The 19,114-nt window shown below is 67.1% G+C and carries 27 protein-coding genes; 13 read left to right on the forward strand and 14 right to left on the reverse strand.

Annotated elements, in window-relative coordinates; translation table 11 throughout:
• The first annotated feature begins 41 nt into the window (after positions 1-41).
• Positions 42-482 (forward strand): NUDIX domain-containing protein, encoded by a 441-nt coding sequence (locus ACZ69I_RS22580; protein ID WP_467677436.1) that lies wholly within the window; start codon positions 42-44, stop codon positions 480-482.
• 998 nt (positions 483-1,480) lie between these two features.
• Here the strand turns inward: ACZ69I_RS22580 and ACZ69I_RS22585 are convergent.
• Positions 1,481-1,678 (reverse strand): hypothetical protein, encoded by a 198-nt coding sequence (locus ACZ69I_RS22585; protein ID WP_467677434.1) that lies wholly within the window; start codon positions 1,676-1,678, stop codon positions 1,481-1,483.
• A 342-nt stretch (positions 1,679-2,020) separates the two neighbouring features.
• On the opposite strand from ACZ69I_RS22585, the gene ACZ69I_RS22590 reads away from it, so the two are divergent.
• A complete protein-coding gene (locus ACZ69I_RS22590) occupies positions 2,021-2,182 on the forward strand; it encodes a hypothetical protein (RefSeq protein ID WP_467677432.1) in 162 nt (53 codons plus the stop codon).
• A gap of 169 nt (positions 2,183-2,351) precedes the next feature.
• Positions 2,352-2,858, forward strand: a complete 507-nt coding sequence (locus ACZ69I_RS22595) for a hypothetical protein (RefSeq protein ID WP_467677430.1) — start codon at positions 2,352-2,354, stop codon at positions 2,856-2,858.
• Positions 2,859-2,979: 121 nt separating this feature from the next.
• Here ACZ69I_RS22595 and ACZ69I_RS22600 read toward each other — a convergent pair whose 3' ends face one another.
• The 3 genes from ACZ69I_RS22600 to ACZ69I_RS22610 form a co-directional block, all read right to left on the reverse strand.
• Positions 2,980-3,240: a hypothetical protein gene (locus tag ACZ69I_RS22600; protein WP_470834190.1), complete on the reverse strand. Its 261-nt coding sequence runs from the start codon at positions 3,238-3,240 to the stop codon at positions 2,980-2,982.
• The gene (locus ACZ69I_RS22605; protein WP_467677628.1) at positions 3,237-3,542 is read right to left on the reverse strand and encodes a DUF6247 family protein; all 306 of its coding nucleotides are present in this window, start codon (positions 3,540-3,542) and stop codon (positions 3,237-3,239) included. The genes ACZ69I_RS22600 and ACZ69I_RS22605 overlap by 4 nt, the downstream gene beginning before the upstream one ends.
• Positions 3,543-3,619: 77 nt before the next feature.
• Positions 3,620-3,976 (reverse strand): hypothetical protein, encoded by a 357-nt coding sequence (locus ACZ69I_RS22610; protein ID WP_470834192.1) that lies wholly within the window; start codon positions 3,974-3,976, stop codon positions 3,620-3,622.
• A 448-nt stretch (positions 3,977-4,424) separates the two neighbouring features.
• Between ACZ69I_RS22610 and ACZ69I_RS22615 the strand changes: the two genes are divergently transcribed.
• Complete coding sequence (locus ACZ69I_RS22615; RefSeq protein ID WP_467677424.1) at positions 4,425-4,895, forward strand: hypothetical protein; 471 nt, start codon at positions 4,425-4,427, stop codon at positions 4,893-4,895.
• 127 nt (positions 4,896-5,022) lie between these two features.
• Here ACZ69I_RS22615 and ACZ69I_RS22620 read toward each other — a convergent pair whose 3' ends face one another.
• From ACZ69I_RS22620 to ACZ69I_RS22640, 5 genes are all read right to left on the reverse strand, one after another.
• On the reverse strand, positions 5,023-6,042 hold the full coding sequence (locus ACZ69I_RS22620; protein ID WP_467677421.1) for a pentapeptide repeat-containing protein: 1,020 nt from the start codon (positions 6,040-6,042) through the stop codon (positions 5,023-5,025).
• A gap of 100 nt (positions 6,043-6,142) precedes the next feature.
• Positions 6,143-6,538, reverse strand: a complete 396-nt coding sequence (locus tag ACZ69I_RS22625; RefSeq protein ID WP_467677419.1) for a transposase — start codon at positions 6,536-6,538, stop codon at positions 6,143-6,145.
• 1,301 nt (positions 6,539-7,839) lie between these two features.
• Positions 7,840-8,220: a toxin Doc gene (locus ACZ69I_RS22630; RefSeq protein ID WP_467677417.1), complete on the reverse strand. Its 381-nt coding sequence runs from the start codon at positions 8,218-8,220 to the stop codon at positions 7,840-7,842.
• Between the two features lie 2 nt (positions 8,221-8,222).
• Positions 8,223-8,474 (reverse strand): antitoxin MazE7, encoded by a 252-nt coding sequence (locus ACZ69I_RS22635; protein WP_467677415.1) that lies wholly within the window; start codon positions 8,472-8,474, stop codon positions 8,223-8,225.
• A gap of 872 nt (positions 8,475-9,346) precedes the next feature.
• Positions 9,347-9,649, reverse strand: coding sequence for a hypothetical protein (locus ACZ69I_RS22640; RefSeq protein ID WP_467677624.1), 303 nt, complete (start codon positions 9,647-9,649; stop codon positions 9,347-9,349).
• A gap of 82 nt (positions 9,650-9,731) precedes the next feature.
• Between ACZ69I_RS22640 and ACZ69I_RS22645 the strand changes: the two genes are divergently transcribed.
• Positions 9,732-10,088: a hypothetical protein gene (locus ACZ69I_RS22645; protein ID WP_467677413.1), complete on the forward strand. Its 357-nt coding sequence runs from the start codon at positions 9,732-9,734 to the stop codon at positions 10,086-10,088.
• Between the two features lie 88 nt (positions 10,089-10,176).
• Here the strand turns inward: ACZ69I_RS22645 and ACZ69I_RS22650 are convergent, their stop codons facing one another.
• Complete coding sequence (locus ACZ69I_RS22650) at positions 10,177-11,097, reverse strand: hypothetical protein (protein ID WP_467677411.1); 921 nt, start codon at positions 11,095-11,097, stop codon at positions 10,177-10,179.
• A 107-nt stretch (positions 11,098-11,204) separates the two neighbouring features.
• Here ACZ69I_RS22650 and ACZ69I_RS22655 point away from each other — a divergent pair, with 107 nt between their 5' ends.
• Complete coding sequence (locus ACZ69I_RS22655) at positions 11,205-11,471, forward strand: hypothetical protein (RefSeq protein WP_467677409.1); 267 nt, start codon at positions 11,205-11,207, stop codon at positions 11,469-11,471.
• 87 nt (positions 11,472-11,558) lie between these two features.
• Here the strand turns inward: ACZ69I_RS22655 and ACZ69I_RS22660 are convergent, their stop codons facing one another.
• A complete protein-coding gene (locus tag ACZ69I_RS22660) occupies positions 11,559-11,828 on the reverse strand; it encodes a hypothetical protein (protein WP_467677407.1) in 270 nt (89 codons plus the stop codon).
• 66 nt (positions 11,829-11,894) lie between these two features.
• On the reverse strand, positions 11,895-12,527 hold the full coding sequence (locus tag ACZ69I_RS22665) for a hypothetical protein (RefSeq protein WP_467677405.1): 633 nt from the start codon (positions 12,525-12,527) through the stop codon (positions 11,895-11,897).
• 164 nt (positions 12,528-12,691) lie between these two features.
• Here ACZ69I_RS22665 and ACZ69I_RS22670 point away from each other — a divergent pair.
• The 3 genes from ACZ69I_RS22670 (at position 12,692) to ACZ69I_RS22680 (ending at position 13,866) form a co-directional block, all read left to right on the forward strand.
• Positions 12,692-13,488, forward strand: a protein-coding gene (locus ACZ69I_RS22670) for an IS5 family transposase (protein WP_470834197.1) whose coding sequence is annotated in 2 segments (ribosomal slippage) — positions 12,692-13,000 and positions 13,003-13,488 — 795 coding nt in all. Because the reading frame shifts where the segments join, the coding sequence is not laid out codon by codon here.
• Between the two features lie 16 nt (positions 13,489-13,504).
• The gene (locus ACZ69I_RS22675) at positions 13,505-13,693 is read left to right on the forward strand and encodes a sigma factor-like helix-turn-helix DNA-binding protein (RefSeq protein WP_467677403.1); all 189 of its coding nucleotides are present in this window, start codon (positions 13,505-13,507) and stop codon (positions 13,691-13,693) included.
• Positions 13,690-13,866, forward strand: coding sequence for a hypothetical protein (locus tag ACZ69I_RS22680; RefSeq protein WP_467677401.1), 177 nt, complete (start codon positions 13,690-13,692; stop codon positions 13,864-13,866). Before ACZ69I_RS22675 ends, ACZ69I_RS22680 begins: the two co-directional genes overlap by 4 nt.
• Before the next feature lie 156 nt (positions 13,867-14,022).
• On the opposite strand, the gene ACZ69I_RS22685 is transcribed toward ACZ69I_RS22680, so the two are convergent.
• The gene (locus ACZ69I_RS22685; protein ID WP_470834200.1) at positions 14,023-14,565 is read right to left on the reverse strand and encodes a flavoprotein; all 543 of its coding nucleotides are present in this window, start codon (positions 14,563-14,565) and stop codon (positions 14,023-14,025) included.
• Positions 14,562-15,803 carry a helix-turn-helix domain-containing protein gene (locus ACZ69I_RS22690; protein WP_467677397.1) on the reverse strand — a complete coding sequence of 414 codons (1,242 nt, stop codon included), beginning with the start codon at positions 15,801-15,803 and terminating at the stop codon, positions 14,562-14,564. Before ACZ69I_RS22690 ends, ACZ69I_RS22685 begins: the two co-directional genes overlap by 4 nt.
• 78 nt (positions 15,804-15,881) lie before the next feature.
• On the opposite strand from ACZ69I_RS22690, the gene ACZ69I_RS22695 reads away from it, so the two are divergent.
• The 4 genes from ACZ69I_RS22695 (at position 15,882) to ACZ69I_RS22710 (ending at position 19,061) form a co-directional block, all read left to right on the forward strand.
• Positions 15,882-16,346 (forward strand): hypothetical protein, encoded by a 465-nt coding sequence (locus tag ACZ69I_RS22695; protein ID WP_467677395.1) that lies wholly within the window; start codon positions 15,882-15,884, stop codon positions 16,344-16,346.
• Positions 16,343-16,747 (forward strand): restriction endonuclease, encoded by a 405-nt coding sequence (locus ACZ69I_RS22700; protein ID WP_467677393.1) that lies wholly within the window; start codon positions 16,343-16,345, stop codon positions 16,745-16,747. Before ACZ69I_RS22695 ends, ACZ69I_RS22700 begins: the two co-directional genes overlap by 4 nt.
• 1,055 nt (positions 16,748-17,802) lie before the next feature.
• Positions 17,803-18,210 (forward strand): hypothetical protein, encoded by a 408-nt coding sequence (locus ACZ69I_RS22705; protein WP_467677391.1) that lies wholly within the window; start codon positions 17,803-17,805, stop codon positions 18,208-18,210.
• Positions 18,207-19,061, forward strand: coding sequence for a helix-turn-helix domain-containing protein (locus tag ACZ69I_RS22710; protein ID WP_467677389.1), 855 nt, complete (start codon positions 18,207-18,209; stop codon positions 19,059-19,061). The genes ACZ69I_RS22705 and ACZ69I_RS22710 overlap by 4 nt, the downstream gene beginning before the upstream one ends.
• The last annotated feature ends 53 nt before the right edge of the window (positions 19,062-19,114 follow it).

Here is a 19,114-nt window from a genome sequence, read left to right on the forward strand (position 1 = left end):
AAGGGCCTGAGTTGTCAGTGGTGGGTCGTACCGTCCGGCAAGTGAGAGGACATCAAATAGAGGCACAGGCTCTTGAAGCGGCGATGTGCGATGCGCACCAGGCACTCGCTGTTTACGACGGAGCGTTGGAGTGGATGCTCCGCCCCGATGCGGCCCTGGAGGGGCCCCTCGCAACCGAGGTCTGGGCTTTCGACCGCACCTTTAACCATGTGCTACTGGTCAACCACCGCTGGCGCGGGTGGGTGGCACCGGGCGGCAAAGTCGATCCCGGTGAGACGCCGCGCGAGGCGGCTCGGCGAGAACTGTTCGAGGAGACCGGCGTGCAGGCGGACCTGATCGCGACCCCGGCGGCCGCTACGGTGCGCTCGTACCACCCCGCCTGGTCAGCCACCGCGGGCCTTTCCTATCTGGCAGTCGTGGACCGACGCACGTCAACTGGTGGCCGAAAGCGGTCAGCCAGCTGCCTGGCATCGCCTGGATGAGCCGTGGCAAGGCTGGTTCTCTGACGACCGTCTACGCATGAAGCAGTGCACCCTCTGGCTCGGAGACCACATCAAGCACTCCTAGGTTCATCCAAGGCTTAGAGAAGGCGCCCCCACTCACCGAACGTCACAGGTCAGGGGATTGAGCACAGCTAGTGACAGAGGAACTTGACCGATTGACGGGTGAGTTTGACCGCCTCCCGGCGCGGCCGCTGGAGCCCTACGATGACCGGCACCACCTGCCTGACTGGAGGAGAAGCGCATGGTCGGCCCGCGCTGGGTTGCAGTGTTCGTACATCCAGGGGAGAAGTCGGAGCAGTTCATCCCAGTCGCAGATGGGGATGAAGATCGCAATGCCTTGATCTTGGACCGCCGAGCTGGGCGTCTCGTGCAGGCCAGCAAGCAGCCCGGTTTCCAGTGCGTCCGCGAGGGTGCAGGCTACGAGCACAGCTTCCCGGCCCCGCCAGGTTGGACCGTCAGGTGGTGCAAGGACGGGGAGGACGACCTCGTGGACCCAGTGGTTGGCTTCATTGAGGATCCGGCGATTCACGGTGGCGTCCCGCTGGTTGCCGACCTGGAGACGTGCACCGTCCATGACCTGCGCTCGATGCTCAGGTCCCGTCCGGGCCGCCGACCGATTCTGATGCCTCCGGCCACCTGATTCGGACCGGGCGCCGTCACCAGCCAGCAGTACCGTCCAACCGTCAAGATCACTTGGCCAGTCAAGATCACCTGTCAGGGGACAATGGGCCGCGAGTTCCACCTCACAGCCTCACAGTCCACCTCGTCCACCTGGGAAAACGGCCTGTGAGCCTGACAGCCTCACAGCGTGACACCGTGCGCGGCGTGGGTCTGTCACGCTGACCTGCGACGGCGGGTGTCCGGTGACATCGATGCTGGATCGTTTGCCATCGAAGTTGGACTGCCCGGCAGCGCGGCGCGGGAAGGTGCTGCACTACGTCCAGCACAGTTTCAGGTTGCGCTGTCCAACAGAGCTCCTACAGACGCGCGTTGCTCTCCGCATTTCGCCGATAGACGTCATGTGCCGCCTGGGTGACGAACCCCGTGACGAAAGCGGCCGGGCTGCCGTAAAGCAGAAGAGGACCTACCTCGGAGATCCAGTCCCCGATGGCGAGAACAGCCACAACGTCGAGGTAGTAGAACAGGAACAGTGCCCCTTGGCCGAGCTTCGTCATCGCCCATCCCCCCTTGTGGTCACCGCTCTTTCGCCCAGGGCATGCCCGGTCCCTTTCAGTCCGACACCGCGCAGCACGGCCCGCACCGACCTGCCCAGCACTATGCCGATCTCGCGTGATCGCTACGTTCCCCAACCCCACGGCCCCGCCCCTTTGGCATCCGAGATCCTCCCTGGTCTTCCACGGGTCACCGAGCTCTAGGTTGGTCCGACTTCGATGGCAATCAGTCCAACATCGCTGTCACCGAACAGCGGGTGCGGGCCCCGTCGCATGAGCCGAAGGGGACCAGGTGGCGGGGATCGAGCGCTGGACGCCTTCGCCGCGGCGCTGAGCGTGCGCACCGTGGCGATGCGAACGTGGCCCGACGGCATCGAGTGGATGTACCCGGTGGGCACGTGGGACGAGGCGCACCTGGAGGTCGCGCTCATGCCCGGCGGCGAGGAGGTGTGGCTGCGGATGTCCACCGACCGCTCCAGCGTCGCCGTGTGGACCATCGAGCAGTAGTGGGCCTTCTCCGGGGAACTGCCCAGCGCCACGGCGCCGCCAGCCTGAGCCACGGTTCGGCCGACGCACGGACGGCGTAGGTCGGCGTGGCTCCGGCGGGCCTGGGTCGTTGAGCATCCGGCCGCCCTGGGCGGGGTACTGGCCGCCGGAGCGACGCGAGCGAGGACCGATGCCGAAGAAGCCCCACGACCCGACGTACGGGTTCGACGCGGAGACGAACACGGTCCGGGTCGATCAGCACGACCTGGCGCGGCTGCTGCTGATGTTCCGCTCGCTGATGCGCGAGACGCAGAAGCCGGGCTCGTGGGAGCACATGCACGACTACGACCTGTCCTTCGAGCGCCTCGCGGACGCGGCCGACGCCGCTGCGGAGATCGTCTACGGCAAGAAGTGGACGGGGCCTGACCTGCGGATGCGCTGCACGACCACCGAGGCGGTCTACGACTGGCCCGAGGGCGGCCCGTACGACGGGGAGGCGACGTTCACCTGGAGGGTGCCGGGCTACGGCTCACACGCCAGCGAGGACGACCAGGTCGGGCTGTACTCGAACACGGCGCTGTGCGGGTTCAGCTGGGCGAAGGACGACAGGCCGCGCCGCATGGAGGGCCTGCCGGAGTGCCCGGAGTGCCGGCGCGAGGTGCAGCTCGGTGCCGACCGCCCCCGCGGCGCCTGGTGACAACCGCCCGGCTACGCGTTGCCGCCGGGGTGACTACCGGTGGATACGGCGGTGGCTACGATCGGAAACGGCCTGACCCCGGCAGTTGCGATGCCGGGGTCAGGCCGTTGTCACAGGGTGGCTACCCGAGCCAGACGATGTTCAGGACCGTCATGCTGTTCAGGGGCCGGTTGATCCAGTAGGTGATGGAGAGCTGGCCGACGGCCGCGTAGCGGACGTCCTCGCCTTCTTCGTCGTCGGTGTCGAACTGCCGGAAGCCCCACGGGTCGGCGGCGGCCGCGGTGAGGATGTCCCACACGGTGTCCACCGCGTGCTCGGGCAGGGCGTCGAGGACCTTGGCGGCCGGGGCGGAGACGCGGACCGCGTACGGCGCCGGGCTCACCCGCGACGGCGGCGGAGCTCCGCCAGGTCGACGGCGTCGCTGTCGTCGTAGCCGGAGGCGACGAACGCGTCGACGGCCGGGGCGTGCGCGATGCGGCCCTGCCAGTCCTGGACGACCTCGTAGAGCCCGGCCAGGGAGAAGCTGCGGCGGGATTCCTCGAGGGCGGCCGACCACTCGCGCTCGAAGGCCGGCACCCACTTCTCCGCGCGCTTGTCGGCGCGCAGCTGGGCGAGGAGTTCGGCCGGTGCTCCGGGCGCGGGGGCGTAGGCGGTGACGGGTGCGTGGTCGGGCTGCGCGCTCATCTGGTCCTCCCGGCGGGTCGTCACCTCACCGTACGCGCGCCGGGTGGCCGTGGATGCGGTCATGGGCGGATCCCCTCCTACCGGGTCAGGGTGCGGGCGACGGCCTGGGCGTGCTCGCGCAGCGGCAGGTCCTGCTTGTCCCAGGTGGCCGCGATGTAGTTGAGGAGTTCGGCCGTGGCGCGCTCGGAGTCGCTCGGGTCACTGGCGAGCAGCTTGTCGGCGGCGAGGGCGACGTCGACGGCCGGGGACGGCTGCTTCAGCAGGGCGGTGTCCTCGTCGGTGGCGATGCCGATGACACCGAGGTAGCGCTGGCCGTCGCGGGTGTGGATGGTGATGTCGCCGTCGCTGGGGTAGTCCGGGGTGGCGGCGACGAAGTCGGGGTGGTTGAGGACCGCGGCCGCCAGGGCCTCGTGCAGGACGGGCTCGCCGAGCATGTCGTCGCCGTCGGAGGGGGCCGGGTCCTTCAGCGTGAGGAGCCAGGCCCGGCTGTCACCGGTGTCGGAGGTGGCGAAGACGACGTCGTAGTCGCCGGGGTTGGCGTACGCAGCGGTGAAGTGCGGGCTGCGGCGCAGCGCGTCGGCGATACGAACGCTGTCGTAGTCCGCGCGGATCAGGTGGTCCTTGTCGCGGTCGATGGGTGAGCCGAAGCTCGATAGTTGTCACCAGAAGGGCAGCCGAGTTAGCGAATGAGGCCCGTCGAGACTACTTGGTTGTCATCAACGAGGCACTCGGCTTGTCACGAACACGTATACGGTAGCTATTCAGTCACCGGAAACGAAGATCGAGACTCCGCCATTCCCGCGCGTCTATCAAGATCGGTACTCGCAAAGACCGATGCGCGCTCTCTTCTCAAGCGGCGAGAAGTTGTGTTGCCCTATCGGTGTGGCCAGCATCTTCACGAGCATTGTCGCAGTGATCGGTACGCTACTTGGCGTAGCGCTGAGCTATGTCATTCAGCGGAGGATTAGTCAGCGCGGAGAGTCGTTCGCTCGGGAGCATTTGTTCCTGCAAGAACGTATTGCCGCCTACAGCGCCTTTGCCGCCGCACTGGCCACCTATCAGCGTGGATCCCTCGACCGATGGCATCGTCAGGACGAGTCTCCGGACAGCCCCGAGGCTGTTGCGGCGCGGCTCGAATATCACCGCCTTCGTTACGTCGCACGTCAAGAACTGTTTCGGGTACGCCTCCTCGCACGCAATCCAGGCCTCGTACAGCTAGCCGAAGACGCGCTGGGTCAGGTGAAATACATCCATAGAGCAGCTGACGAGCGGGAGCGTGAATCTCGAAGTGACGCCGTCCATCAGGCTATTACGGACTTCGTGCAAGCCGCAGAGGAGCAAATCGCCCCATAGGCCAGCACGTCTCAACATAATGGATCATGCTCACTCAGAGGTTGTCCTGTAACCGGCGTGACGGTTGGGCGGGTGCGAACACAGCTCCGCCGCGTGGAATTCAAACCGGGACGTCCGCATCCGAGCATCATCTCGGCAGGTCGTACCAGGTCTGCGGGCGGGGCGGTGGCGCACTGTCATCAGCGTTAACTACTCCGGCGGCTGCGGCGTCGAAGCCGCCGGGCCAAACCGTACTGGCGTCGGCGACCGCTCCTGCCAGGCTGGCGCGTGAGGCTTCTGTCCCGGTTAGATCGGCACCGCGCAGGTCGGCCTGGTCCAGGCGCGCGCCGTTGAGGACAGCACCAGTCAAATCGGCATTGCTCAAGTCTGTCGCCCGCAGGTCAGCCTCTTCCAGCCGCGCATGCCACAAGATCGCAGCCCGCAGGTCGGCCTGGTGCAGTCGTGCACCGCGAAGGAACGACCCTGCCAGCCAGATGCCGGTTAGATCTGCGCCTCTTAGATCTGCGCTCTCAAGATTCACATCCGAGAGGTCGCTGTAATGCAGGTCGGCCTTTTCGAGATCTGCAAAAACCAGCCTCGCCCCCCGCAGGTCGGTCCGAGCCAATCCCAACACGTGCCGATTCGGCACCAGAGCTCGACGGCCGAGGACTGCCATGGCCGCCTGACGGTCGGTGCAGCGGACGGACAAGGAATCCGCTGCACGGTGCATAAGGGCAAGTTCGTGCTTGTGAGCCGGGTCCCGTGCCACCGGCCTTGCCGAGGGTGGATCGGCAGGCCCGCTGCGCTGGACAAATGCGCAGAGTACCTCTGCGATTGTCACGCGGTCGTAGGGGGAGTCGTCGGCGATACGTTCCAGCGCGAAGATCGCTCCAAGCCGCACCTCTGGGCTCGGGCTGCCCAGTTGCTCCACAGCGGCCGTGAAACGCTGAGTGATCTGGCCTTGGTTGCTGACCTGTAGTTGTCGCCAGCTGAAGAAGGCACCGATCAGCAAAGCGATTCCGGCCAGACCTTGCAGCAACGTGGTACGGATGTCATTAATAGCCTTGGCCCGACCCGAGACGGGCGTTCCTGGAACGTCCCAGCTCAGCAAGTATCTGGGGGCCATCACTGTCACGAAGGCGACCAGCAGCAGGCTGCTGCAGATCACGACCACAGTGATCGGCCGGGACAGGCCAGTAGGACGTCTACCTTGACGCCTTTGTTCGCGCAAGGGATGCCCAGGCAGGGCTCGTAGCTGCCTTCGATTCCTAGCCACCTCCCACCGATTCCGCATCGACTAACGGCGGTGGAAGGAGATTTCGCCCCATCATTTCCCTCAACATGACGATGGGGGTGCCGAGCTGGAGGTGGGCGCTGACGGCCAGATCACGGTAATCGGTCCAGGCGAAGCTCTTGCGGTCGGAGTCTGCATGCTTGCTGTGGCGGCGCGGCCGGTAGATGCGTTGGGAAGCTTCGCTCGGCCTGTAGCAGCACATCGCGGCGATCGACCAGCGCCGCCAGGACCTGCCGCGGGCCCGCACCATCGGGGTGTGCCCGCATCGATCCCAGGTGTGGGCCCAGGGCGGCGTCATCGAGAAACCGGCATCATCCGCAAAGACGATGTGGGCTCCGAACGCCGCCGCGGCGCTTCCACCTGTGGCCACACTTCCTTCTGCCACAGCTGGACCGCGGTTCGTCCCGTTCCAGTGCCTGGCGGGCCGGGAACTGCCTGGACCAGCTGTGCCGGGGCAGGCAGCAGCCGTCACACCCCAGCCATCGAGCAGAAGGTCCGAAACTTCGGGACGATCACCGTTCTGATTCGCAGCAGGGTTCACTGCTGTTCCTCCCAACCGTGTGCGGCTGGTTCTAGGGAGAGCTCCGCCTCCAGGCCGGCGAACTGCGCATCGGACAGCTTCGGACATCAGGGCGGCCCCTTGGACACCCGTAACTTGACGCCGCTCTCCCGCCACACACGCCGCCAGCGTTCTACCGACTGCTCAGTCACAGGTCCTTCGCGATCACCGACGTCTTCGCACTACGGGCAAACCGCTCCCCGGTCTCCCGCTGGCTCCCCTCACGAAACCGCCGCCGCTCGGCGGTCGGCCCACCAACCTGCGCATACCGCATAGTTCCGGCCTATCGCAGGGATCAGCACCTGTCACTACCCGACACCAAACCGAAGAGAGCGGTAGTCCATGGCTCAGGGCGGAAATCTTGACGAGACCGTCAACCTAGATCGTGGTGACAACCGGCCTGCCTATGTGACAACTATCGGCCTTCGGCTCAATGGGTGAGCCGAAGCGCGCTAGTTGTCACCGACGGTGGCTGCTGACCTGCGGTTGCAATGGCGGCAAAGCACGGTGGTTGTCACTAGGTTAGCGCGCCACTTGTCACCGAAATTGTGCGAAGCATCCTAGATGTCACCGGCTCCACCGGCCGCCCAATCTGTGTGGTGTGGCGGGGGTTGCGGCGTGCGGTTGATGGTCTCAAGTGCAACCTGTTTGCCGGACTTAGCCGCGTTAAAATACGCCAATTAGCGAATGGCGGAGGGATCCCGGTGTCGGAATAATCGATCACGAGCCCTGCGAAAAGCCTGTCTTTGAACCCCGCATGCACCCAGACCGCCGGCGCGCACACTCAATGTGTGGACGAGGGGGACAGCGACACCGATTCTCTGGTCCGTTCCTACCCTTCCCCGACGTGCCTTCCAGCCGCTGTCCGCAGATCGCCCCGCAGGTGCGTGCCCCGTGAGAGGCAGGCATTCCCTACAACACCGGCACACTCCATCCGCAGCTCGCCGTCACCTGCCGGAAGCTATTCGTCCTGGCTCTTCCACCGCCCGCCGAGGCCCGGACGGCTCTTCGGGAGCCAGCCGTGCCGGAGAACCGGTCTCCGGCACGGCTGCTGACGACACCTCCGCGATCCGATCGCCCGCAGGGCTGAGCAGCTCCAGCCCCTGGTCTGTTCAGGCTGCCGGGCTCAGGGAGCGCAGCCGGTCGGCGACGTCGTACACCGTCAGCCGCAGGCCGCGCATATCAGTGATCAGGTCCCGCCAGGCGGCGAAGTCGTCGTCGACGGCTTCGCCGGAGGCCCGGATGCAGGCGACGGCCACGCCGTAGCCGAAGTAGGCGTTGCGCGCCGGAAGCGGGCGCAGCAGCACCAGCTGCTCCAGCAGCGCGGCGGCCCGCCAGTAGGCATCGGGCTCCCCCGCGTCGAGCGCCGGCGTATTCACCTTGTGCCGGGCGACGGCGGCCACGAGAGCTGAGTAGTCCCGCACTCCCAGGTCCTTGCCGAGCAGTTCCTCCTGGCGGTCGAGGAGCCATCGGATGTCGATGTGCAGCTCCAATGTCAGGCCGCCCGCCCGGCCGTGCGCCGGGGGCCTGGGGCGTCATCGGGGAACGCGGCGTCGAAGGCCTCGGCGATGCCGGGCCTCGAGGTCACCTCGCGGAACACCTGCGTCGCCTTGTTCAGCTTGATCTGGTTCTCCTCCTCGATGGCCAGCTGCGCCAGGTACGCGCGCACGCTCTGACCGCGGGCCGCGGCGATCGCGGCGAACCGGTCCCGGGTCTCGGAGTCAACCTTCATCGTGGTGTCTGCCATACCCCGAGTATGCATCCACGGGTACCTTGACGAATACCCTTCGGGGCGGCATCTCCCGCGGCACCTACGTGGCGCGTATGAGGTGTCGGTGTCGGTGACCGCGCGGCCAGGGTCGCGTGGGCGCCGGGTTCGGCGTGGTGGACCGGCCGGGCGATGAATGCGCGGGCCGAGGCGGAGCAGAAAGACACGCACCTGCGCGAGTACCTGGAGCCCAAGCGCCTCGGACGTCGCGGCGCGCACGCGGGACAGGCTAAAGAGTGCGAGCGGTTGCGAACGAGTTGTGGGGTCGCTGCATCCGGCCGCGAGGGGATCTGGCGCCTGCCCCTCGAAACCCGCCGGGGGGACATCCAGACCGTGCTCGGCTTCATAGCGCCGACCGCCGCGACGTGGGTCGCCGAGGCCTCCCGCATCGCCGGCGTTCTTACCCGCCGCCCTGATGCCTCGAGTTCTCCCCTCCTCACGCGGTCCTGCACAGCGATGCCGTCTGGGGCCGCGGCCGCCGTCCCGGCCTGTGATTGGCAGACAGCTGGTGACGATGACGGTGGCCACGGAGAAGGGACGTGCAAGAGCCCCGGCTGGACAGGAAGGACCAGCCGGGGCGGTAGGAGACGGGGAGCGGCGCCTCTCAGCACGATCGTTCATCTCCAGGTGAGATGTGGGGCTGATGACCTAGTTGCGGCGGTGCCGTCGCCACCACACCATGCCGACCAGAACCGCAATGGCGAGAACGATGAGCACTACAAGGTCGGTTGTACTGCTGACCTCATAGACGCCGCGAGCCATGGTTAGCCCCGTGTTGTTCACCTGCTGCACCTCCGTTACTGCTGCTGGCGGGGCGGGTGCGGCAAGTGACTATCCGTCCCGGCAAGCGATCACGACGGCTGGGCTGTGATCTGCCAGCGGGCAGAGTCCCAGAGCTCCTCGAACACGTCAGAGGTCAGCTGCTCCGGATCGTGGCCTTCCCGCTCAGAGACGGGCAGTTCTGCCGTGACTCCAAACCTGCTGTTGTACTCGTCGAGGCGGTCTGTGTCGGAGGCCCGCTGCCATTCGGCCAGGGAGGCAGCTGCGATCGGGGTCAGCCCCGGACCTTCGAGCTCGATCTGCTGGGTCACCCAACCTTCGGCGTCGACCTCGAAGTAGAACCAGACATCTTCCTCGTCCCAGTAGCAGCGCATCCATGTCGTCACCAGCCCATGATGACGACATGTCCTGGTTGCTGAGCAGGGCAATGTCAGAGCCATGTTGAAGGATCACGCCATGCTGATCGCAACTGATGAGGCAGGGCGCGTGGTCAAGAGGCCTTCGAAGCCCGCGATAGGCAGGATGCTGGCCAACCTCCGGCGCGGTGATGCGCATCTGGTGCTGGAGCGCGTGGAGGAGGGCCTGAAAGGCAGCTGGTATGTCCAGGTGTTGCTGCGCGACGACAACACGTACCAACTGGAATTCCGGGACGGCGTGGCAGCCGAGCACTATCAGACGCGGACCGTCTCCCAGGAGAAGGTCTTGACCGCGATGCTCGGCTGGGCGGCCGGCAAGGCCGACTGGAAGGTCGACTTCATGTGGAACAACATCGGCTCGCAGTTCGAGGCGGATGACACTCAGCGTCAGGGCTGACACGACCCGGTGCTGACGACTGCTACGGCCCTCTTGCCGAAGGGGGTCAGCTTCATGGCCCGGCCACGTTCAGGGTCCGACGCCGTGATCAGTTCGCTCCGGGGCGCTGCCCCATCGCCTGGGCGCTGACGATGGCCGTGACCTTCGCCCCGGGATAGCGTCCCTCCAGCTCCGTGACCAGGCTCTGTACCCGGCGGGGGGTCTCCCCTGGGCTGACACCCCGCAGCACGGGAAGTCGCGGCAATTCCTCGCCACTGGACCAGGCCCCCTCGATGACCAGGTCCGGGCCGATCATCCGGGATCCCCGTTCCCGGGCCTCTTGGGCTGCCCAGTCCGGCGGCGCCGTTCTCGACACCCTCAAGGTCAGGACGTGGCCGGCGTACTGTCCCTCTCGGACCGGCTCGGGAAACACTGGCCTTGCACGGCGCGGCTCCAGCGGGTGTCCGCGGCCGATCGGCCACAGCCTGGGAGCGTGAAGCTCGCTATTGTAGGGCTGGAGATACGGCCTGCCGGTTTCTGGGTTGATGGTTTTGCGCGCCTGCTCGATCCAGCGCTCGTACTTGCGGGACGGCTGCGCGCGCTCATCCTCGGCTTCCACCAGAGGGAGGTCATAGACCTCCGAGATGGCGCGCTTCGGGGAGAGGCCCAGCTTGAGCGCGTAGTTGTACATCGCCCCGATGGTGGCGGCCCGCAACTGCACACCGTCCGTCTTCTTCTTGTGCGGTGTGGGAAGGGCCAAGGAGACCACCCAGATCGAGCTGCGGGGGAGTTCCTTGGCTGCCTCAGCCGCCTTCCTGATGCGCCGGACCAGTTCGGGGTCGTCTGTCGGTCGCCGAGCGTTGCTCCGGGTCCGAGGGGGCGGGATGTCCCGGAGGGTGCGCGCACTCCAGGTCGACCAGTTGATGTCGACCTCTATCACCCACCCCGGCCATCCGTAGAGATTCCGCAGGGTGACGCCTGTCCCGGTGAGGTCCATCTCGATCTCACCGAACCCCATCCCGAATGCCATACGGCCACTATCGCGCAAGCCCTCGTTCGGCACCGTCCCGGTCGTCCAGAGAACACCCCCGATTTTGTCGGGCAGGATCTCCCGACGATCACAACGATGCTCGTGCCATGACCAACAGCAGCTCCACTCAGACGCCCTCCGCCCAGCCCCATCAGCCCTACCCGGCTCCCATTGGCCCGGCTGCCGCGGCCCTGCTCCCTCTCCTGATCCTGCTCTTCGTCCTCGTCATCCTCATCATCGGAGCCGGCCTGCTCTACGTGACGATCGCGCACCCCTCGCTCGCGACCCCACTCACCGTCGCGGTCGCCGGCGTGACCCTCGTCGTCACGATCGCAGGTGCGATCGCTGCCTTCCTCGCCATCTCCAGGAGGTAGCTCCTCTGCGCGCAACCGGTGCACCCTCCTCGCTGGTTGTGGATGGGCAGTGCCAAGGTGTTTCCCACCTCTGTCCGCATGCCGCCCCTACAGCCAGAGCCCGGCAGTACGCTCGTTCTCCACGGTCACTAAGGGTGTGTTACGCATGGACGACGGCGCTCCGATCAACGTCGGCAGCCTCCTCAACGGGGACGACCCTATTGAGGAGGCCAGCGAAGACTTGCTTCTCTTGTTGTAGGTATCGGTGGTGTTGTCCGGGGTGATCTCGGCGGCGACGGCGTCGGCCAGGTCCTCGGCCTCGGCCAGGCGGCGGGCGGCGTCGACGCCGTGGCGCTCGGCCCACCGCTCGATGAGCACTGACGCTCGGCGGCCGCCGGATCCAGTGGCACCGGCCAGACATCGTCGAGGCTGGGGGCGGTCATCTCAGATACGGTCGTCACCGCGCAGCTCCCCTAGGTCCGTCTCGGGGTGAACGGTGGTGCTCATTCCCGGCACGGTGCCCCCGCTGAGCATCTTGATCTCCCATTCCTGTGCCTGGATGTCGATGTGGCCGTCCCGCACGAGCTCGGACCCGTCCCAGAACCAGCGGGCCAGGCCGTTCGCGGGCCTGGCGAACTCCACGATGTACGCCTCGACGTCGATGCTGGGCCACTGGTGGTCCCGTTCGGTATTCATCAGGGCCTGCAGCCGTTGCACCACGGTGTCGAGTTCTGCTTGTGCTTCGTCGTAGCTGCGATAGCGGGGCGGCGGGGTCCAACCCCGGGTGCCGACGATGACGCCGACGACCGGTCGCGGCGTGAAGGACACCACTCCAGCCTTCCTGACGAGCTGCGGCATGAGGGGCAGCACGGGTTCGGCTTCGGGCTCGAAGCAGATCCGCCACTCCCGTTCGTGCAGCCAGTCCGAACGGGTGCCCTGCGCAGGGGCTGGCTCATAGGCGACGCAGCGGTTGTACGTCCGCCGCGGCAGCGCGGCCTGCATCTTGGTGCGTTCCTCGCGGGAGACGTAGAGGACAGGCCGAGCCCTGGCGGCGATGAGCTGTTGGCGGTCGAGCACGAGCCCCCATGGTGCGTACGGGCCCCACCCGGCCCCATCGCGGAGGATCACGCGACGGGCTTCCTCGGTGACCTCGCTAACTGGTTCTAACAAAAGCGGTTGATCATGTGACTGTTGGCGTGTCGGCTCGTTGGTCTGGTTGTGGCGAAACATCAGTCGCGGCCGTGTGGATCGTGTCGGATGAACTGTGGTCGCTCATCGAGCCGTTGCTGCCCGAGCCGGGACCCAAACTGGCCCAGGGCAGACCTCGGGTGCCCGACCGGCAGGCCCTGTGCGGGATCCTGTTCGTGCTGCACACCGGTATCCAGTGGGAGTACCTGCCCCAGGAGCTGGGCTTCGGGTCGGGCATGACCTGCTGGCGGCGGCTGGCCGCCTGGAACGAGGCCGGCGTCTGGGACCAACTCCACGTCCTCCTGCTGGAGAAGCTGCGCTCGAAGAACCAGCTCGACTGGTCGCGGGCGGTGATCGACTCCTCGCACGTCCGGGCCGCTCGACGGGGCCCAAAAGCGGCCCCAGCCCGGTCGACCGCGCACGGCCGGGCAGCAAGCACCACCTCATCACCGACGGCCAGGGCATCCCGCTCGCGGTCACGCTGACCGGCGGAAACCGCAACGACATCACCCAGCTGCTGCCGCTGGTCGACAAGATTCCTGCCGTTGCCGGGCTGGTCGGCCGGACTCGACACCGGCCTGATGCGCTGCTGGCCGACCGCGGCTACGACCACGACATGTACCGGCGCCTGCTCTGGCAGCGCGGAATCCGCCCCGTGATCGCGAAACGAGGCGAGCCGCACGGCACAGGACTGGGCATTTTCCGCTACGTCGTCGAACGCACCATCGCCTGGCTGCACGGCTTTCGCCGCCTGCGCATCCGCTGGGAACGACGCGACGACATCCACGAAGCCTTCCTCGGACTCGCCGTCTGTCTGATCACTCACCGCCACGTTCAACGGCTTTGTTAGCGCCTTTAAGGCGTCGATGGAGGAGCGGGCGGTCTGCGAGGCGATGCTGGCCACTGGGGCGACCCAGGAGCAGATCGCGCAGCAGCTGGGGACCACGAGGAAGACGGTCGAGCGGCGCCTGGCCCGGGTCCGACGGCGTGCCCATCAGCTCGCGGCGGCCGACCTCATCGTGATCCCCTCGGTCAGCTCGGCGGTGACCCGGTGAACGGTCTGCTCGATCTGCGCATCCTCGTCCTTCTTCTCGCCGGGGCGTTCGTCGGCTACGTCGTGTATCGCCACCCCGCCCTCGGGACCGCGCTGGCGGTCAGCGTGGGGGTGGTGACGCTCCTTTACCTCTTGCTGGGTTCGGGCGGAGACGGCGGGCCCCCTCCTAGCTGAACGATGGTTACGGCATTCGCTGCCCGGTGCGGCTACCGTCGTGCGGCCGCACCTGAAGAAAATCTTTCAAAGCGCAGGTACACCGCATGGCGCCGCCGACGCTTGGAGAAAGATGCAGCAACGGTTGGGCCCGTTGGGTCTAACGGTCCCAACTGATCAGCAGAGGGCGTCGAGCCCGGCCTGCCACGGGTAGGCGTCGACGTTTCCCTGCTTGGGCTTGTGCGGGGTGAAGCCGCCCTCGCCGAGCAGCACGGTGACACCGGCCTCGCGCAGGAAGTCGACGTGTTTGCGGACGGCAGGATGCGCGGCCTGCGCATCGTTGAAGTGGGGGAGGGCGGCGATCTTGAGGCCCAGTCCGATGCCCTCGGTGATCAGACCGAGGGCCAGCGTGTCGCTGATGGCCGATGCCCACTTCGCGAGCGTGTTGTTGGTGAGCGGGGCGACGAGGATGGCGTCCGGCGCGGGCAGGACGTCGGGCTGCGAGGGGAGCTTGTACTGCCAGCGGACAGGGTGCCCGGTCAGTTCCTCCAGGGCCTCGATCTCGTCCTCGGCATCCTCGGTAAGCCACCGGTGGGCGGAGGGCGTGAGGATCAGGCAGACGTCCCAACCGGCCTTCTGGGCAGCGCGGATGGGGACGTCGAGGCGGCGGGCCGGCGGGGCGGCGCAGGCGATCAAGTACAGGGTGCGGGTCTGGGTCATCCGGGCAGTCCACAGCGATCAACGAGGCCGCGCAAGCGGCCCTCCGCGGTGGGGCTGACGCCCAGCAGGCGGAGGTCCTCGACGAGGCGTTTGGTGCGCGGGCGGCACACGACTTCCTCGGGGGCGAGTTTCTCCGCCTCGAGGAGGGTGTCGACGGCGTCCGCGCGCCGGTCGGCCTGCTTCTCGGCGATGGCACGGTCGGTGAGCAGATGGGCGCGGCGTTCACGCGGTAGTCCGGCGAGGGCGGTTGCGGAAATGCCCGCCGCGACCGCCACGGCGGCGGCGCCCTCGCTCAGTTGCACGTGGGCGGCGACGCGGTAGAGCGCGCAGTTGGTTGGCCCGAAGCTGGTCCACAGGAGGTTGTCGTCGTGTCCGAGGCGTTCGGCGTGCTCGTCGGCCTGATCGAGGAAGCCGGGCACCGCGCGGGCCAGGACGTCGGGGCGGTCGTTGTCGGCCTCGGCGGCGGTGGCCTGCGCCATGGCGGCCTTCAGGAACAGCATCCCGAGCACGGAGAGCCCCTCGGGGCCGCTGCGCATCAGCTCGTCCTGAAGGCGGCGGGCGGCGCAGGTGGCGAAGGTGACGGCGGCCGCCGCCTGGCTGTGGGCGGTCATGGCGTCCGCGAGGTGCCGGGCCGCGGACGCCTGAATGAGGGGGTCCTCGGAGCGTTCGGCGGCCGCGACCGCACGCTGGCCGGCGGTCACCGCGAGCTCGCTGGAGCCCCACTTGATGGCCGCGGCCTCGGTGAGCTCCAGCGTCAGGGAGAGCTGCCGGTACGCCTCCAGCCGGTCGTCGCCCTCGTGCCGGGCGGCGGCCCGGGTGGCCTCGACGAGCAGTTGGGGGAGCTGCGTGCCGAGCTGGGCGAAGTGTCCGGCCTGGAAGCCGGTGCGCGCGTGCCAGAGGCTGCGCTGCAGGACGACGACCGGTACGGGGTCGGTGGCGTCGTTGGCGCAGCGTCCGGTGAGGACGTCGTGGCGCTGCAGGGCGGCGCGGACCGCGTCGATCTCGCTCTCGGCGGGGCACAGCACCGCCGGGTCGTGGAGCAGGCGGTCCAGGGTGACATCGAGGCACATCGCGACCTCGGTCGCGACGGACAGGTTCGGGTCGGCCTGACGGCGGCCGCCCTCCAGTTCCTCGACCCAGCGCAGCGAGCGGCGCATGAGGGAGGCGAGTTCCTGCTGGGAGTAGCGGCGGCGGCCTCGCCAGTAGGCGACTCGGCGGCCGAACTGGATCCGGTCCATCAGGTGCTCCGCAGGGGAGTTGAGGACCCACACACATCGTGTGGGTCACCCTCTGTATACCGCGCCTACGGTCCGGATATGGCCCAGTCCGTGAAGGCATCCACCTCGATGTGGCACCAGCTCGCACAGCCGTCTGACCGGCTGTGCGAGCGGTGGCAGCACCGCTCCGAGCTCACCCGCTGGGAGGCGTGCGGCCAGAGCTGGGACGCGGTGGCCATCACCCCGATATCGCTGGGACTCGCCGCGCTGGCCGCGCTGCGGGTCAGCCCGCGACGCGGGTACCCGGTGCTCGCCGACCACCTGCGCGACCAGTTGTACGTGATGGTGCCGCCGGGCACCGGACGCGCGGCCGCGGACCTACCCGGTGTGCGCGTCCTGGACGCCGGCCACCAGCTGCTGGTTCCGGCCCCGGGCGCGGTCAGCCCGGCGGCTCACTGGCTCAGCACGCCCGGCAACGACCTCCCGCTGGTGTGTCCGGACCAGCTCGTCCACCACTTGCGCGCCCTGGGGAGCGCCGTGCAGCCCAAGGCGGATCCTTCATGAGCACTTCCTACAGCGTTCTCCATGACCCCAAGGACCGCCTGACGGCGGGACTTCCGCCCGACCGCGAGACGCACGAGCGGATCGTGCGTACTGCGCTGGCCTGGTCCTCACCGCCGGATGTACCGGCCGACGAGGTCGTGCAGATCGGGCACCTGCTCGGCGGGGCGGCGAGGGCCGTCGCCGACGAGGTCCGCGTCAGCGCGGCCCGCCTCGACGAGGACGACGGGCGCCGGCTGTTCGCCGAGCTGATCCTGCAGGAGGCCGACGGACGGCTCTCGCAGCCGTGCACGAGCCTGCACAGGGTGCAGAACCGGGCCCGGCTTCTCCGCGCGCTGTACGAACGCCTCGACCGCCTGCAGACCGCCGTGCCCGCCGAAGAGGCGACGGCCGCGTCCCCCTGAGCACGGCTTCCGGCGCTTCCCTTGGTACGCCGGGCGACGAACGCAGGCCCGGGAGGTAAGCCGGGCCCCATGAGGCTGCTAGTTGGCCGCGGTCGTCGCTGTAAGGGGCGCGGAACACTTTCGGTGTTGCACCGAAAGTAGACGGAGCGTGGCCATGTGCCGAAAGCGGCATCTTGGCACTTAAGCGCCCTAAAATTGCTTTTTCCCTGCACTTTTGACTACACGTACGTGAAAGTCGATCGCATCAGGTGACAGAGGCGGCACCTTACAGCATGTAGCAAGATTTGCAATCTCAGAGCAGAGGTAACTTTCTCCCGTTTTCACCACTTATTTGAGCTGCGTGAGGAACAGAGTTGGAGGCCGCTCTGACTCTTTAGCCTGGCGAACGACAGGAGGCCCGGCCTGAAGGGGCGGCCACGAACGCCGCGGATGCACAACTGGCTTGAACTGCGGAAACACTGAGGGCCCCGCTGTCGGCGGGGCCCTCAGTGACGATGGACATCGGGCACCCGAAGGGGGCCAACCCTCCGGGCAAATGCCCGATGATGCTGAGCGAAGGCCAGTCCAGGGGCCCGTGTCCAGCACGGAATATGTAACCGAACTTGGTGTCTCCTCATGCCTTATTCGGAGGGGTTTCAGGAGGCGACGCCCTCAAAGCCCTACGTCTACGGGTTTCTTGACGTCCAATCAGAGCTCAGAAAATACGACAAGTACTCGTTTGGCCGACTTGAGTACCTTTGTTTATGAGCACCAAAACCCGCACCAGACGCCTGAGTTGAGCCCGATTCCCTCTCCGGATGCCTTAGTTGGGCACGTTGTCGGACTTCGGTATCGTTCGCGATTAACCGGTCGATGGAGCCTGTTACTTGGGGTGCCGAGCCCGGCCACGCAAGAAGAGCGAAGAACAGTCCAGCGCGGTATCCGGCACCTGTGCCGGGCTCGTCCTCCCTCCGGCCTAAGCCACCGGAGGGAAGCCGGGCAGCAGCCGTGGTCCCCCGTCCGTCCAGTACTCGGGAGAACTGCTCGTGTCCGCCACGGCTCCGTTGGTCGCCCTCTTGGCGATCTTCCTGATCGTCTTTGCGACGATCGCCTTCGTCGTTCACCGCTTCCAGTCCAAGCCCGTCCGGGTCGCTGCGATCGTCACCGCGATCGCCACCCTGATCGGGGCGCTGGTGCCCATCACCCGGATCCTGATGGAGCCCCCGCCCGAGCCCGAGACCGCCCTCGTGCGGCTCGTCGTTCTCGTGGCGATCTTCCTGATCGTCTTTGCGACGATCGCGTTCGCCGTCGACCGGCTCAAGTCGACGCCGGGCCGCGTCGTCGCCGTCATCGTCGGCATCGGCACGCTCGTCGGGTCGATGGTGCCCATCACCAAGGCCCTCACCGAGCCTCCGGCTCCGCCCGTGGCTGTGCACGTCGTCGCCGCGCCGCTCTTGGCCGACGTGAAGGCGGGGCTGCTGTGAACGAGATCCGCTCCAGGGGTGGCGTGCCCCTCCAGGCGCACAAGCACACCGCGCTCCCGAGGCTGAGCCGAGCGGCACTCGCCGCCACGCGTGTCTCCCCCGTGCACGAGGTGAACACTGCTGGCGGCGCAGAATCCCGTAACAACCGCGCCCGCCGCGTGCTGCAGTACTACTACATGCAGCAGGGCCTCGATCAGGACGTCGCCGAGGAGCTCGCCAGCTTCAGTCAGCTGTACCGGCACCCGCGCTCCGCCGAGCCCGAGCCGCTGAACTCCCAGCACATCGAGTTCGTACTGTTCGGCACGGTGCTCGTCGACGGGCACATCTGGGGGGGAAACTACGTCCTGGGCAACCTTGACCTGTTCACCGACGTGCCGTCCGTCACCAGGCTCGAGCAGGTCCAGTTCCTGTCCGCCACCCGTACCGTACGCATCCCGCGCGCAGCCCTGCGCTCGCTCGCGGTACGCAACCTGCCGGTCGTCCGCATGATCCACCAGCGGCTGATGAACTTCGTCAAGGAGTTCGAGGCCGTCTACGGCATGGACGCCAGCAAGCCGCTCCACCGCGTCGCCCGGCTCCTGTCCCATCTCACCTACCACCAAGATCTCGGCGCTGAGATCCTTTCCGGCGCTCTCGACCCCCAAGTGCTGATCGGCCCCGCCCAGCGCGACTTCGCCAACGCCCTCGGCTTCGGGGTCTCCACCGTAGAGAAGGCCCTGAAGGAGCTGCGCGAGCACGAGATCCTCGCCGACACCACGCACGGGCGAAGTAACCGGACCTACCGGGTCATCGACCCTGTCAAGCTCCGCGCGGTCGGCTTGGGCTCGACCCTCCCCGATCTCGGCGGGTAGCAGGGGCATACACGACGGCGGGCGGCACCACAGTGAAGGTCCGTCCGCCTCAC

It is taken from the genome of Streptomyces sp. NPDC036815, assembly GCF_055609205.1.